The sequence below is a fragment of the Bradyrhizobium sp. 40 genome, from assembly GCF_023100925.1.
Lineage (GTDB): Bacteria > Pseudomonadota > Alphaproteobacteria > Rhizobiales > Xanthobacteraceae > Bradyrhizobium.
Genome location: NZ_CP064688.1, coordinates 82,869 through 97,471, shown reverse-complemented (window position 1 = coordinate 97,471; position 14,603 = coordinate 82,869). Strand labels below are relative to the sequence as shown.

Genomic DNA, 14,603 nt, shown 5'->3' with positions numbered 1-14,603 from the left:
TCCTCTTCGGGGATAAGAAGGGGCCGCACTATCCCGCCGGGCGGGAACCTGGGCTAATGTCCCCGCATGAGCGGGGCTTTCCTTCACACTCTCTTCGACGTGGCAGCATGGCTGGCTGCGGCCGGGGCGCTCTACTGGCTGTCGCGACAGGGCTTGCAGTTTCCGACGCAATCCTTCGAACGGTCCTACCTCGCCGCTTTGGTGTTCGGTGCAGGCCTCGGCGCCTATCTGTTCGGCTCCGCCAATCTGTGGCTGTCGGGCCAGAGCGGCATCGCGCGCTCCGTGGAAGGTGCACTCGCCGGGGGCATCGTGGCGATCGAGCTCTACAAATGGTCCGCAGGGATCACCGTCCGAACCGGCGCCCGTTTTGCGCTGCCGCTGGCGATCGGCATCGCGATCGGCCGGCTCGGCTGCTATTTCGCGGGCCTCGACGATTTCACCTACGGCACGCCGACGGCATGGCCCTGGGGCCACGATTTCGGCGACGGCATCCTTAGGCATCCCGTGCAGCTCTACGAAAGCGTCGCGATGGGGGTGTTCGCGCTGCTCTACGTGCTGGCGGTCTTGAACCGGAGCGCGTTTGTGATCACCAATGGTTTCTACCTCGTCCTCGTCTACTATGGTGCACAGCGCTTCCTGTGGGAATTCCTCAAGCCCTACGGCACGCTGATCGGCCCCTTCACGCTGTTCCACCTGCTGTCGCTCTCCATCCTGCTCTACGCCGTCGTCATGCTGGCGACGGCGCCCAAAGCGAGACCCATGCATGAACGCGCCGTTGCGTAAGTCGCGCCCCTATATCTTCTGGGGCCAGACCCAATCTCTCTGCGAGACCTGCCTGAAGCTGGTGCCGGCCAAGATCCAGATCCTCGACAACGAGGTCTGGTACGAGAAGCGCTGCAAGGAGCATGGCGTCCAGTCCACGCTTGTGTCGACGGACGCAGCCTATTGGCGCCGGTGCAAGGATTTCATCAAGCCCGGCGACCGGCCGCTGGCGTTTCAACGGCATACCGAATTCGGCTGCCCCTATGATTGCGGCCTGTGCCCCGACCACGAGCAGCATTCCTGCCTGGCGCTGATCGAGATCACCGAGCATTGCAATCTGACCTGCCCGGTGTGCTTTGCCGATTCCTCGCCGGCGCGGACCAGCTTCACGCCGCTGCCCAAGATCGAGCGAATGCTGGACGCGTTGGTCGCGAGCGAAGGCGAACCTGACCTGGTGCAGATCTCCGGCGGCGAGCCGACGCTGCATCCGGACTTCTTCGCGATCCTCGATGCGGTGCGCGCGCGCCCGATCCGCCATGTCATGATCAACACCAACGGCCTGCGTATCGCCCGCGAAAAGGATTTCGTGGCGCGGCTCGCCGAGAACAAGCGCGGGCTCGAGGTCTATCTCCAGTTCGACTCGCTCGAACGCGACGCTTTGATCAATCTGCGCGGCGCGGATTTGCGCAAGATCCGCCAGCAGGCGCTGGAAAATCTCGAGCATTACGGCGTGTCGACCACGCTGGTCGCGACCATCAAGCGCGGCGTCAACGATGCCGAGATCGGCGACATCGTTCGCCACGCGCTGACCTGGAAATGCGTGCGCGGCGTCACGCTGCAGCCGGTGCAGGATGCCGGCCGCAACGAGAATTTCGACAAGAACACCGACCGCATCACGCTGTCGGAGATTCGGAAACGCGTGGTCGAAACCGGCGTATTCGGCGACAAGGACATGATCCCGCTGCCCTGCAACCCCGAAAGCATCTCGATCGGTTATGGCCTGCGCAACGGCGAGAAAGTGCTGCCGCTGACCTCGCTGATCCCACAGGAGCAGCTCGTCGCATTGTTGCCCAATACGATAAGCCCGGAGAAGCATCCGGCGCTGAGGGAGAAATTCATCGACCTGTTTTCGCTGTCCTCGGGACCGCTGAACACGAGCGAGCGCGTCTGCGAATTGCTGTGCTGCCTGCCGAGCTTCGAGGTGCCGCAGGGCATCACTTACGAGAACGTATTCCGCGTCACCATCGTGCAGTTTCTCGACCGCTTCAATTTCTGCGTCGGCAACGTCAAGCGCAGCTGCATCCATTTCGTCACCGAGAACGGCGCGATCATCCCGTTCGACACCTACAATCTGTTCTACCGAAACGGAAAGATCGACGGCATCCGCGCCGAGCTGGCGGCGCAGTCAACCGAAGGAGCCCTGCAGGCATGAGCATCAGCGACACGCCGCCGCCAGCCCCGCCGGGACCGCCTCCTGCTCCGCCGAACAAGCGCAGCGGCTGCCTGACCGCGCTCATGGCGATCTTCGGGATCATCCTGCTGCTGCCCGGCGCCTGTGCACTCCTGTTCGGCGGAATCTCCATATCCGACAGAGGCCGGATCGATTCCGACGTCGCGCCCCTAGTGTTCCTGGGCCTGGTCGTGGGGCTGGGCGGGGTCGCCCTGATCTGGGCCGCCATCAAGGGCCGGCGCGGCTGAGCCCGGCTTTTCGCCTAACCCCCGGGAATCCCCGGACAAAATTCAATCAACCAACGGCCAAAGAACACATTGTTTTTTGGCCGTTTTTGCCTATATTGCGCCGCAACGCGTAGGGTGCCCGGTCGATATGCCGGGCTTTCCCTTTTGGGCGGAAAGCGCCCCGTTTCCAGTCTTCAAGCGTTGTTTCGAGAAGAGGTCCCGGTCTGACCGGCGAGATCGCGCTTAACCCATTGTCCGACCGCAAAGAAGCTCACTCATGAACCTTCGCAACATCGCCATCATCGCCCACGTCGACCACGGCAAGACAACGCTCGTCGACCGCCTTCTCCAGCAATCCGGCACCTATCGCGAGAACCAGAAGGTGACCGAGCGCGCCATGGACTCCAACGATCTGGAGCGCGAGCGCGGCATCACCATCCTGGCCAAGGCGGCCTCGGTGCAGTGGAAGGACACTCGCATCAACATCGTCGACACCCCCGGCCACGCCGATTTCGGCGGTGAGGTCGAGCGCATCCTCAACATGGTGGACGGCGCGCTGGTGCTGGTCGACGCCGCCGAAGGCCCGCTGCCGCAGACCAAATTCGTGGTCTCCAAGGCGCTCAAGGTCGGTTTGAAGCCGATCGTCGTGATCAACAAGGTTGACCGTCCCGACGCGCGGGCGACCGAAGTCATCAACGAGGTGTTCGACCTGTTCGCGGCGCTCGACGCCAGCGAGGAGCAGCTCGACTTCCCGATCCTCTATGGGTCGGCCAAGCAGGGCTGGATGGCCGAGAGCCCGGACGGGTCGCACGAAGCCGGCATGCAGCCGCTGTTCGACCTGATCGTGCGCCATGTCGCGCCGCCGACCGTCGAGGAAGGCCCGTTCCGCATGATCGGCACCATTCTGGAAGCCAACCCCTATCTCGGCCGCATCATCACCGGCCGCATCTCTTCCGGTTCGATCAAGCCGAACCAGGCCGTGAAGGTGCTGGGCGCCGACGGCAAGACCATCGAGACCGGCCGCATCACCAAGATCCTCGCCTTCCGCGGCATCGAGCGCACCCCGCTCGACGAAGCCGAGGCAGGCGACATCGTTGCGATCGCCGGCCTGACCAAGGGCACCGTCGCCGACACCTTCTGCGATCCGTCGGTCGACACCCCGCTCGTGGCGCAGCCGATCGACCCGCCGACCGTGTCGATGTCCTTCATCGTCAACAACTCGCCGCTCGCCGGCACCGAAGGCGACAAGGTGACCAGCCGCATGATCCGCGACCGCCTGTTGCGCGAGTCCGAGGGCAACGTTGCGCTGCGGGTCGTCGAAGCCTCCGACAAGGACGCGATGGAAGTTTCGGGCCGCGGCGAATTGCAGCTCGCGATCCTGATCGAGACCATGCGCCGCGAAGGCTTCGAGCTTTCGGTGTCGCGTCCGCGCGTCGTGCTGCAGAAGGACGAGGCCACCGGCGCCACCCTGGAGCCGATCGAGGAAGTCGTCATCGACGTCGACGAGGAGCATTCCGGCGTCGTCGTGCAGAAGATGAGCGAGCGCAAGTCCGAGCTGATCGAGATGAAGCCGTCCGGCGGCAACCGTTTGCGCCTGGTGTTCTACGCGCCGACCCGCGGCCTGATCGGCTATCAGGGCGAACTGCTCACCGACACCCGCGGCACCGCGATCATGAACCGCCTGTTCCACGGCTACGCGCCGTACAAGGGCGAGATCCAGGGCCGCCGCAACGGCGTGCTGATCTCCAACGATCAGGGCGAGGCGGTGGCTTACGCGATGTTCAAGCTGGAAGATCGCGGCCCGATGATGATCGAGCCGGGCTGGAAGGTCTACAAGGGCATGATCGTCGGCGAGCATACCCGCGACAACGATCTCGAGATCAACGTGCTCAAGGGCAAGCAGCTCACCAACATCCGAACCACGTCGAAGGATGAAGCGGTGCGCCTGACCCCGCCGATCCGCATGACGCTCGAAAAGGCGCTGGCCTATATCGAGGACGACGAGCTGGTCGAGATCACGCCGAAGTCGATCCGCCTGCGCAAGCGCCACCTCGACCCGAACGAGCGCAAGCGCGCGGAAAAGTCCAAGGAAGCGGTGGCTTAAGCTACCGCTCGCAACTCTGTCATGCCCCGGCTCGACCGGGGCATCCAGTACGCCGCGGCTCATCGGTTCGACCACAAATGTCTCTGGAATACTGGATCACCCGCCTGCGCGGGTGATGACAGCTGTGCTTGGGGCGGCTTCAGCACTCTTCGCGAACGTGCTAGAGCCCGCGCATGAGTTCCCTTCCCTCATCCGTTGACGTCGCGATCATCGGTGCGGGCGCCGCCGGCCTCGGCGCGGCGCATGCACTGGCAGGCTCCGGCCTCTCCGTGATCGTGCTCGAGGCGCGTAACAGGCTCGGCGGCAGGGCCTGGACGGTGCAGGCCTCGCCCGAAGTCACCTTCGACGTCGGCTGCGGGTGGCTGCACTCGGCAGACAACAACTCCTTTGTCGCGATTGCAAAGCAGCTCGATTTCGAGGTCAACAAGGACCTCCCGCCCTGGCGCGAGCGCGCCTATGGCAATGCGTTTCCGAAAGCCGAGCGCGATGATTTCATGCGCGCAATGGACGCCTTCTATGAGCGGCTGTGGAAGGCCGCCCAGAAGGGCAAGGACGTCCCCGCGAGCTTGAGCCTGGAACCCGGCAATCGCTGGAATCCCATGATCGACGCGATCTCGACCTACATCAACGGTTGCGAACTGAAGGACATGTCGACGCTGGACTGGGACGCCTATGAGGACAGTGACCTCAACTGGCGCGTCCGCCGCGGCTACGGCGCTCTGATCGCGGCCTATGGCGCGCCATGCCCGATTGCGCTGAACTGCAACGTCACGCTGATCGATCATTCGGACAAGCGCATCCGCATCGAGACATCGCAGGGCACGCTGACCGCGGACAAGGTGATCGTCACCGTGCCGACCAATCTTATCGCCAATGAGGCCATCCGCTTCTCGCCACCTCTCCCCGCCAAGGTCGATGCCGCGGCCGGCCTGCCGCTCGGGGTCGACGACAAGGTGACGTTGGCGCTCGAGGAGGCCGAAGCCTTCCCGAAGGAAGGTAATTTGCGCGGCGCCACGATGCGCACCGACATGGGCACCTATCATATCCGCCCGTTCGGCCAGCCCTGCATCGAAGGCTTTTTCGGCGGCAGCTTTGCACGCGAACTGGAAGACGCGGGCGACGGCGCCATTGCCGCGCAAAGCATCGAGGAGATCGCAGGCTTGCTCGGCAACGACATCAGGCGAAAGCTGAAGCCGCTCTGCGAGTCGCGCTGGGCGCACGACCCGTTCGCGAGAGGCTCCTACTCGCACGCGCTGCCGGGCCACGCCGGCGACCGCGCCGTGCTGGCGGCACCGGTGGACGGACGGCTGTTCTTTGCGGGAGAAGCGACATCGCCGAACTTTTTCTCGACGGCGCATGGGGCACGGGATTCAGGGGAGCGGGCGGCGAGGGAAGTGTTAGGGACGGCGACGCCTTAGCGACTTGGCTTGACGGAACATACCATGAACAATTATGCTTCCTGGGAAGAATCAAGGACAACTTGTCAATTCTTGTCCCAGCGAAAGTTCTCATATGACCCGCTCGCCCCACTCGGTCGAATTCGAAGCCCTTCGGCTGAAAACGGGGTTGTCGCGCTCCGAAGCTGCCAATCTTTTGGGCGTTACAGAGCGCACTGTCATTCGATATGAGAGCGGTGACTCACGGCCGTCTCCGATTGCTATCAAATGGCTCCAAGAGCATTTGGCCCGAATACCCGAGAAGCGCCTCAAGCCAGCTGCCTTCCGATTTATCGATTTATTTGCTGGCATTGGGGGCCTGAGAATTGGCTTCGATGCTATCGGCGGACAGTGCGTTTTCACGTCCGAGTGGGATAAATATTCGCAAGCTACCTATCGCGAGAACTTCGGGAACGACCATCCGATTGCCGGGGACATCAGGGAATACTCGAAAGATCCTTCGATGATCCCTGCGCATGATGTTCTTCTTGCAGGCTTTCCCTGCCAGCCTTTTTCGATTGCAGGCGTCTCGAAGAAAAACGCGCTCGGGCGACCTCACGGATTTCTCTGCGACACGCAAGGCACGTTGTTTTTCGATCTCGCGCAAATTATCGCCCATCATCAACCCTCTGCATTCCTGCTGGAGAACGTGAAAAACCTCCAGCGACATGACAAGGGACGGACATTCGCTACCATCATCAACGTTCTACGCAACGAGCTTGGTTACGAGATTCATCATCGCGTGATCAATTCGGCGCCATGGGTCCCACAAAAGCGCGAGCGAATTTTCATCGTAGGGTTCAAGAAGGAAAGTAGCTTCGATTTCGATCGCCTCGTTGTTCCGGAAAGCAGCCCGAAGCTTGGATCAATTCTGGATTCTCACGAAAGCGTCGATCCGAAATATACGCTGACGGCCCACCTCTGGAATTACCTGAAGGACTACAAAGACAAGCATGCAGCCAAAGGCAACGGCTTTGGTTACAGCCTGTTTGGCCCTGACGACGTAGCCCGCACACTTTCGGCTCGATACTTCAAGGATGGATCGGAAGTTCTGATCGCACAGCCGGGCAAGAGGCCACGACGCCTGACGCCTCGCGAATGTGCCAGGCTTATGGGTTTTCGACATATGGACGGATCGGATTTCCGTATCCCCGTCTCAGACACGCAGGCCTACAGGCAGTTCGGAAATGCGGTCGTTGTTCCAGTTGTGGCCTCGGTCGCAGAGTTGATGAAGCCACATATTCTGACCGCTGTCGAAACCCGCGGCGCCAGGAAATCAGCAAAACAACCCGAACTACCCTTTGCCATGGAGCCTGACCGAGCCTTTGTCTATGGCTGACGTCGTATCGGCTGAGGTCCGAAGCCGGATGATGGCAGGCATCCGAGGGAAGAATACGAAGCCTGAATTAATCATCCGGCGAGGGCTACATGCAAGGTCGTTCCGCTACGTCTTGCACGACAAGCGCCTGCCAGGTAAGCCAGACCTTGTCTTTCCCAAATATCGGGCCGCAATCTTCGTCCACGGTTGCTTCTGGCACGGCCATGATTGTCACTTATTTAGATGGCCGACGACACGTAAAGATTTCTGGCGCAAGAAGATCAACCGCAATCGGGAGGTCGATCACAAAGCCCTCGTTGCCCTCAAGGAAGCCGGCTGGCGTTGTTGCGTTATTTGGGAATGCAGCCTGAAGGGACGTGGGGCTATTCCAATCCATTTGCTCTTTGACAGATGTTCAAGTTGGCTTCGCTCAAATCGGCGCTCAACTGAGTTGCGCGGGATTCCGAAAAGATGAAACGGGGATATCTCTCGGAGTATTTCATAGGAGTTGCCGCCAAGACACTGGCCGCAACCGAGGTCGATCCCAACACGTCGCGGGGTCACGAGTATCAGGGCGTTGACGCTTTCCGCGAATTCCTTGGTTCACCCGAGACCAAGAAGAAGATCGACGTTACTTATATCCGACTTGAAGATGACGAGTTACCGCTCCGACTCGAACTCGACGGCACATGGTACAATAGTCGAAAGAACCAACCCCGTAGGGAGCCTGAATATCGATTATACTATCCGGCGGCCGCCGAAGAAGTCGTTCGGAAGGCACGCGCTGGCGACACACTGTTTTTCTGCAAGCCAAAATCTGGCCCACTGCTTGCGATGAGTTGCACCGCGGGCAGCGCGATTGAGCAGCAACTCTTTTGGCTATTCGGCCTGCGTGCAACCGGGGACCGTTTTGATGACAATAAGCGGGACTTTCGCCGAGAGCGCGGTCAGGAACTTTCTTTCACGGCTCGCTATATTCTTGAGCTCATCGAAATCGAAGCTATCGTTACTGAGGATGAGTGGCTCGAAGCGCTCCTAAAGAAATTTGGTGCAGAATTCCCCGCAACCGGCATCTTCTCTGAGTTTGCAAGGAAGCATGCTCCCGAGACAAGTGTTAGAGACGATCCTGATCACGCACTCATGACATGGATCGAATTTGAGGAAAGGTTGTTTCGCACCCTAGAGCGGCACATTGTCTCGAAAAGGCTGGCCAACGGTTTTATGCTCAGCAAGAAGGCCGACGTTGAAGGCTTCATTAAATTTTCCCTGAGCGTCCAGAACCGCCGCAAGTCACGCGCCGGATCGGCTCTTGAGCATCATCTCGCCGCAATTTTTTCTGCCCGCAAGCTAAGGTTCGAGAGAGGGGCGCGAACCGAAAATAACAATAAACCTGATTTCCTGTTTCCGGGGGCGAAGGAATACAATTCGTCGGCGTTTTCAGAAGGTCGCCTTGTAATGCTCGGCGCGAAATCGACTTGCAAGGATCGATGGCGTCAAGTGTTAGCTGAAGCTAACCGGATCAAGACGAAGCATCTCTTGACGTTAGAGCCTGGAATTTCGGAGAATCAAACATCCGAAATGCGCACCAAATCGTTGCAACTCGTCTTGCCAAAGAAGCTTCACGAAACGTACAAGCCGACTCAACAAAGAAGCCTTTTGGACCTGCAAGAGTTTGTGGCTCTTGTAGAGAAGATCCAACGCTGACCACTTCCTACTCGATCACCCGCGCCCGCAAGTCGGCATCAGGCACAAAACACGAATCATACTTCCCAAAAATGCGGTAGCGGTTGCGCGCGACGAGGTTGTAGACCGGGTCGCGCAACGCTTTGGGCACGGCGAACAACGCACGCACCCAGCCCCAGCCGGGGAGCTGCGACAGCACCGTCAGCGCAGCGTCGGATTTCATGAACACCGCGCCGCCATGAACCACGGCATTGGTGTCGGGATCATCCGGATCGATGCCGAACGTGCGTGCGAGCCGGGCGCCATAGTCCGACTGGATCGGCGTGAAGCGAAACCTCTTCCCCGTATCGCGCGCGGCGACGAAGCGGACCCAGCGCGAGCAAAAAATGCAGACGCCGTCGAACAGGATCACGTCGTCGTCAGGCCAATTTGACATCAGCGATTGTCCAACATCAAAAGCGCGACAAGCATCAGCACGATCGCCGGCCCAGTCTTCACCAATGCGCCGAGCGGCTCGATCCAAAGGTCCGGCGTCAGGATCGCGGCACCAAACATATAGCCCAGCGAAGCCAGGATGCCCCCAACAAGTCCGATCGCAGCGGTGCGACGGACGGCAATCAGCACGCCAAGGCTCATATCCATCAGGCTGGTGCCGATGGTGATGGGATCGACCAGCGCCGACGGAAAGTTGTGCGCAGTCAGGATCCCGGCGGCGGCGCGATAGGACACGAACAGCGCGATGCAGCCGGAGACGCACCAGAACGCGACAAGGCTCGCGAAGATCAGCGTCTTCACCAAAAACAGCCGCGCGAACCACTTATCCTGGATCGTGGCGGGGTGGCGGCCGACCGTCTGAGCCAGTGATTTCGGCACGATGCCCGTGGCGGCGATCCATGCCGAGGGATCGCCGCTCACGCCGCGGCGCAGCTCGGCGATGGCCGTGGAGCGCATCGGCGGCATCCAGCCAAGATAGCTGGCGACGTCGCCGCCTTTCGCGCCGAGATCGAGCATGAAGGACGGCATCGCGACGCGCAGCCAGCCGACCGTGCCGAACGCGATACGAAACTGCTCGATGACGCCAGCCATTGTGATCGGTTCGAGCTGCATCAGGTCCCAGTTCACGGCCTTCACCGATGCGTCGTCGATATCGCGCGCGGCAAGCCAGGCAATGGTGGCGGAAATATCCTCGACAGCAACGGGCTGGAAGGGCGTCGCCATCTCCTTCTCCGGCAGGTCGAGCGGGGAGGCCGCAAGCGCGCGGAGCATCGCGCTGCCGCCATAGGCCGACGGCGCGACCACGAAACCGGGCCGCAGGATGGCGTGGGGAAGGCCGGAAGCCGCGATCAAGCGTTCGGCGTCACGCTTCGTTGTTGCGAACGCGGTTCGATCCTCGCCCGCGGTCCCGGGAATCGAGATGTGCACCAACCGGATCGCACGGCCGCTGCCGCCAATCGCCTGAAGCAATCGTGCGACGAGATCCCGATGCACCGCGTTGGTGTCGCTGCCGGGTCCGTCCTGGAGCACACCGAGGCAGTTCACGACGACATCGACCGCGTACTCGCCGAGGAGGTGCGCCAGAGCCGCGGCATCGAGGGAGAGGATCGGCAGATCTATGTCCAGCGCGCACATCTTCTGGGCGGGCGACAGGCTGCGCGCCACCCCGATCACGCGAAATCCCTGCGCGCGAAGATCGTCGGTGACGTAGCGGCCGATCAGGCCTGAGGCGCCGAGCACGAGAATGGTTGGCTGGCTCATGACGTTCCTCAAAACGGTTTTGCGATCATCAGCCAGAGGATCAGCATCGTGGCGCCGAAGCCGGGGAAACCGAACGCGAACCAGCGGCGAAAAAGGACGAAATAGCGCTCCGGAAGCGCGCCACGCTGCTCGACGGCCTTCCGCGCGAGATCGCGCATCTCGATCTGCATGAAAATCACGGGAATCCAGAACAAGCCAGCAATTGCATAGAGCGCAAGGGAGGCGAGCAGCCAGCGCTCGGTGACCGACGTTGCCGAGAGCATCATCAGCAGGCCGCCCGTGACCGGCTAGAGGATCACGGCGGACAACGTGAAGATCGCGTCGGCGATCACGACTACCGAAGCGGTGCGGGCGATGAACGCCACGTCGTTCGTGCGATGTGCCATCAGCATGAAGAAGGCAATACCGGTTCCGGTGCCGAGGATGACGATAGCTCCGAGCACATGCAGATATTTGATGAGGAAATACAGCGTCATGGCTTCTTGGTCACCACGGGCTTGGGCAGGTTCAACCCACGCGCAAGCTCGGCACTCGCGGCTTTGACGCCGGCCTCAGTTTCGATCATCCAGTGGCCCTCGCTACCGACGGCCGGCGTCGTCCGGAAGTCGACCTTGCCACCGCCGCCGCGAAACGCATCTACCAACGCAAGCGAAAATGCCGGTGCAAAGTAGCTGTCATTGGCGGCGACGAGCCACGTGACCGGGATGCGCGCGGCCTTGCCGAATTCAGCCGCCGCGGCGAGAAGCGTATGCGGCGCGCAGATCCGGTTCGGCTCGTCGTTGGCATGGCCGCCGCGCCCCGGCGCAAAGGCGATTATGGCAGAGACCGCCTTCGGATCGGCATTCGCGAGCGCCAGCGCGCCCCAACCGCCGGCGGAATGGCCGATCACGATTGCTGCGTCCTTGCGGATAAAATCCTGCTTTCGCACATAGTCCAGCGCGAGCGCGATTTCGTCGGCCGTTGCGCGGCCCGAGCGCACATAGTCCGCCTCGTCGCAGCCACCCTGGTCCTCGACATAACGGCCGCCTGTTACGCCATGGCCGAGCCGTTCCGGCACCAGCACGGCGAAGCCGCGCGCGATGAGGAACGCAGCGAGCGCGCGGTATTCCGGCTGAGACATTTGCGCGCGCCGCAACCCATTTTGCGTCGAAGCATGCGCGATCACCGCAAGCCGGAACGGGCCGGCACCCGGCGGGCGAAACAGCAAGGCATGAGCGGCGATGTCGGTATCCGGCGACGGCACATGCCATTGCTGACGGCGAAACGGATCGCCCTCCGCTCCGGACGAACCAAAAATGACCTGAGCGCACACAGGCGGCGCAGTCAGCAAGGCCAACAGAGCCAGGAGCACGAGAATGTTGAGGAGCCGCATGAATGGCCGGAGGCGAGAACAGCGACAGTTAGACTAGTAGGAACGAATCAATATCGGCAGACTTTCTGCGTTGCCATTGCCGTTCATTCGTTGCCGCAAAGCAGTTTTGCACCGACGCAGAGCACCCCGGTGCCATTCGAATCGGCGTCTTGTCTTTTTTCGGTACAACATGGTTCAAATACTGATGCAGAAAGTCCACAGGTTAACCGATAATTAAGGATAGGTCTTGCCGCCGGCGCGGCGACTTGGTTTGATCACGTCCATGAGCACAACCCTGATCGAGGTCCGGCCGGCCAAAGCCGCAGATGCAACTGCGGTGGCGTCCACCCATGACGAAGCCTGGCGCTCCGCCTATCAGGGCATCATTCCCGGCGCCGAACTGGAAAAGCTGATCAACCGCCGCGGTCCGCAATGGTGGGACAGCGCGATCCGCAAGGGCAGCCGCGTCAGCGTGCTGGTGTTCGGCGACAAGATCGCGGGCTACGCCAATTACGGCCGCAACCGCGCCCGCAGCCTGCATTTCGACGGCGAGGTCTACGAGCTCTATCTGCGTCCCGAATTCCAGGGGCTGGGCTTCGGCCGCCGCCTGTTCACCGCGGCTCGCCGCGACCTGATGCAGAGCGGCCTGAAGAGCATGGTGGTGTGGGCGCTCTCGGACAACGATCCGGCCACCGAGTTCTACCGCGCCTTGGGCGGCCGCATGGTGGCACGCTCCTCGGAGCGTTTCGGGCCGAAGTCGCTCGACAAGGTTGCCTTCGCTTGGACCAATTGAGCTGCTGAAGTCCGGCCGGCAGCATTTCCCTTCCGTCGATACCGCTGCCTTTTGAGCCGGTGATCGCCGGATTCATTATTTCACAAAAACGCGATGGATCAGCGGGCCAAGCCCGCGTATGACAGCGCCAAAATCGCTGCCGGGTGCGATTTAACCTCGGCAACAACGGAGCCTTGAATGCGTATCGATGCGATCTCGATCGGGAAAAACGTCCCCCACGACATCAACGTCATCATCGAAGTCCCCGTGGGCGGCGAACCGATCAAATACGAGATGGACAAGGAAGCCGGCACGCTGGTGGTCGACCGCTTCCTCTACACTCCGATGCGTTACCCCGGAAACTACGGCTTCATTCCGCACACGCTGTCCGATGACGGCGATCCCTGCGACGTCCTCATCATCAACACCCGCGCCATTATCCCAGGCGCGGTCATGAGCGTGCGCCCGGTCGGCGTGCTGTTCATGGAAGACGAAGCCGGTGGCGACGAGAAGATCTTGGCGGTGCCCTCGTCCAAGCTCACCCAGCGCTACGACAAGGTGAAATCGTATTCCGACCTGCCGGACATCACGCTCCAGCAGATCCAGCACTTCTTCGAGCACTACAAGGATCTCGAACCCGGCAAGTGGGTGAAGATCCTGCGCTGGGGCGGCCCCGAGGATGCGCACAAGCTGATTCTCGAAGGCATAGATCGCGAGAAGAAGAAGAACGGGTAGGTCTTGTGTTCCGGACGCAGCGCGGCATGAAATGACGCGACGCTGAGCCGGGATCATGGCGCCACCGTACTGGGCCCCGGCTCAGTATCGCACTGCGCTGCGTCCGGGACACGAGAGTGGCGTTACACCGCCGGTTTCGGCAGCCCTGCAATCGCGCAGGCCGCGCGCAACGTGTTCACGAGCAGGCAGGCGACTGTCATCTGACCGACGCCGCCCGGCACCGGCGTGATGGCGCCAACAACTGCGAGCGCTTCCTGATAGGCAACGTCGCCGACGAGACGCGTCTTTCCGTCGTCCTTCGGGATCCGGTTGATGCCGACGTCGATCACAGTCGCCCCCGGCTTCAGCCAGTCGCCGCGCACCATCTCGGACTTTCCGACCGCGGCATAGACGAGGTCTGCGCGCTTGACGAGCCCGGGCAGGTCGCGCGAGCGCGAATGCGCGATGGTCACCGTGGCGTTCTCGTTCAGCAACAGCTGCACCAGCGGGCGGCCGACGAGGTTGGATCGGCCGATGACGATGGCGTTCATGCCTTCGAGCGAAGCATGCACGCTCTTGGTCAAAATGATGCAGCCGAGCGGCGTGCAGGGCGACAGCGCCTCGAAACCGCCGGCGAGGCGGCCGGCATTGTTCGGATGCAGCCCATCGACATCCTTGGCGGGATCGATGGCATTGACGACGGCCTCTGTGTTGAGGCCCTTGGGCAGCGGCAATTGCACCAGAATACCGTGCACGGCGGGATCGCGGTTGAGTTTTGCGACCAGCGCCAGGAGATCCGCTTGCGAGACGTCGGCCGGCAGCTTGTGCTCGAACGAGGCCATGCCGGCGACCTGGGTCTGGGTGTGTTTCGAGCGGACATAGACCTCGCTCGCCGGGTCGCTTCCGACCAGGACCACCGCAAGGCCCGGTACCAGATTGTGCTCGCGCTTGACGCGTGCGACCTCGTCCGCGACGCGGGCGCGAAGTTCCGCGGCGATGACTTTTCCGTCGATGATCTTGGCGGTCATGTC

Annotated in this window: 14 protein-coding genes and 1 pseudogene; 10 read left to right on the top strand and 5 right to left on the bottom strand. The window is 61.5% G+C overall.

The genetic code is table 11. The features are described 5' to 3' along the window. The first annotated feature begins 66 nt into the window (after positions 1–66). The 8 genes from IVB40_RS00490 to IVB40_RS00455 all read left to right on the top strand — a co-directional run bounded on the left by IVB40_RS00490 (position 67) and on the right by IVB40_RS00455 (position 9,001). Positions 67–783, top strand: a complete 717-nt coding sequence (locus IVB40_RS00490; RefSeq protein ID WP_247817821.1) for a prolipoprotein diacylglyceryl transferase family protein — start codon at positions 67–69, stop codon at positions 781–783. Next, positions 764–2,194 (top strand): radical SAM protein, encoded by a 1,431-nt coding sequence (locus IVB40_RS00485; protein WP_247817820.1) that lies wholly within the window; start codon positions 764–766, stop codon positions 2,192–2,194. Before IVB40_RS00490 ends, IVB40_RS00485 begins: the two co-directional genes overlap by 20 nt. Beyond that, positions 2,191–2,460 (top strand): hypothetical protein, encoded by a 270-nt coding sequence (locus IVB40_RS00480; protein ID WP_247357300.1) that lies wholly within the window; start codon positions 2,191–2,193, stop codon positions 2,458–2,460. The genes IVB40_RS00485 and IVB40_RS00480 overlap by 4 nt, the downstream gene beginning before the upstream one ends. 256 nt (positions 2,461–2,716) lie before the next feature. Beyond that, entirely contained in the window at positions 2,717–4,543 is a 1,827-nt protein-coding gene (gene typA, locus IVB40_RS00475) for a translational GTPase TypA (RefSeq protein ID WP_007598731.1), read from the top strand. A 173-nt stretch (positions 4,544–4,716) separates the two neighbouring features. Further along, positions 4,717–5,961 (top strand): NAD(P)/FAD-dependent oxidoreductase, encoded by a 1,245-nt coding sequence (locus tag IVB40_RS00470; RefSeq protein ID WP_247817819.1) that lies wholly within the window; start codon positions 4,717–4,719, stop codon positions 5,959–5,961. A 94-nt stretch (positions 5,962–6,055) separates the two neighbouring features. Further along, entirely contained in the window at positions 6,056–7,318 is a 1,263-nt protein-coding gene (gene dcm / locus IVB40_RS00465) for a DNA (cytosine-5-)-methyltransferase (RefSeq protein WP_247817818.1), read from the top strand. Then, positions 7,311–7,772: a very short patch repair endonuclease gene (locus tag IVB40_RS00460; protein WP_346283272.1), complete on the top strand. Its 462-nt coding sequence runs from the start codon at positions 7,311–7,313 to the stop codon at positions 7,770–7,772. Before dcm ends, IVB40_RS00460 begins: the two co-directional genes overlap by 8 nt. Then, positions 7,769–9,001, top strand: a complete 1,233-nt coding sequence (locus tag IVB40_RS00455) for a type II restriction endonuclease (RefSeq protein WP_247817817.1) — start codon at positions 7,769–7,771, stop codon at positions 8,999–9,001. The genes IVB40_RS00460 and IVB40_RS00455 overlap by 4 nt, the downstream gene beginning before the upstream one ends. Before the next feature lie 7 nt (positions 9,002–9,008). Here IVB40_RS00455 and IVB40_RS00450 read toward each other — a convergent pair whose 3' ends face one another. The 4 genes and pseudogenes from IVB40_RS00450 to IVB40_RS00435 all read right to left on the bottom strand — a co-directional run bounded on the left by IVB40_RS00450 (position 9,009) and on the right by IVB40_RS00435 (position 12,107). Beyond that, positions 9,009–9,416 carry a DCC1-like thiol-disulfide oxidoreductase family protein gene (locus IVB40_RS00450; RefSeq protein WP_247817816.1) on the bottom strand — a complete coding sequence of 136 codons (408 nt, stop codon included), beginning with the start codon at positions 9,414–9,416 and terminating at the stop codon, positions 9,009–9,011. Then, a complete protein-coding gene (locus tag IVB40_RS00445) occupies positions 9,416–10,735 on the bottom strand; it encodes an SDR family oxidoreductase (RefSeq protein WP_247817815.1) in 1,320 nt (439 codons plus the stop codon). The genes IVB40_RS00450 and IVB40_RS00445 overlap by 1 nt, the downstream gene beginning before the upstream one ends. An 8-nt stretch (positions 10,736–10,743) precedes the next feature. Then, positions 10,744–11,211, bottom strand: a pseudogene (locus IVB40_RS00440) (DUF2269 domain-containing protein). Further along, positions 11,208–12,107 (bottom strand): alpha/beta fold hydrolase, encoded by a 900-nt coding sequence (locus IVB40_RS00435; protein ID WP_247817814.1) that lies wholly within the window; start codon positions 12,105–12,107, stop codon positions 11,208–11,210. Before IVB40_RS00435 ends, IVB40_RS00440 begins: the two are co-directional and overlap by 4 nt. A 262-nt stretch (positions 12,108–12,369) precedes the next feature. Between IVB40_RS00435 and IVB40_RS00430 the strand changes: the two genes are divergently transcribed. Then, entirely contained in the window at positions 12,370–12,879 is a 510-nt protein-coding gene (locus IVB40_RS00430) for a GNAT family N-acetyltransferase (protein WP_007598725.1), read from the top strand. A gap of 177 nt (positions 12,880–13,056) precedes the next feature. Beyond that, entirely contained in the window at positions 13,057–13,593 is a 537-nt protein-coding gene (gene ppa / locus IVB40_RS00425; RefSeq protein WP_027566324.1) for an inorganic diphosphatase, read from the top strand. A 122-nt stretch (positions 13,594–13,715) separates the two neighbouring features. On the opposite strand, the gene IVB40_RS00420 is transcribed toward ppa, so the two are convergent. Then, positions 13,716–14,600: a bifunctional methylenetetrahydrofolate dehydrogenase/methenyltetrahydrofolate cyclohydrolase gene (locus IVB40_RS00420; protein WP_247817813.1), complete on the bottom strand. Its 885-nt coding sequence runs from the start codon at positions 14,598–14,600 to the stop codon at positions 13,716–13,718. Positions 14,601–14,603 lie beyond the last annotated feature (3 nt).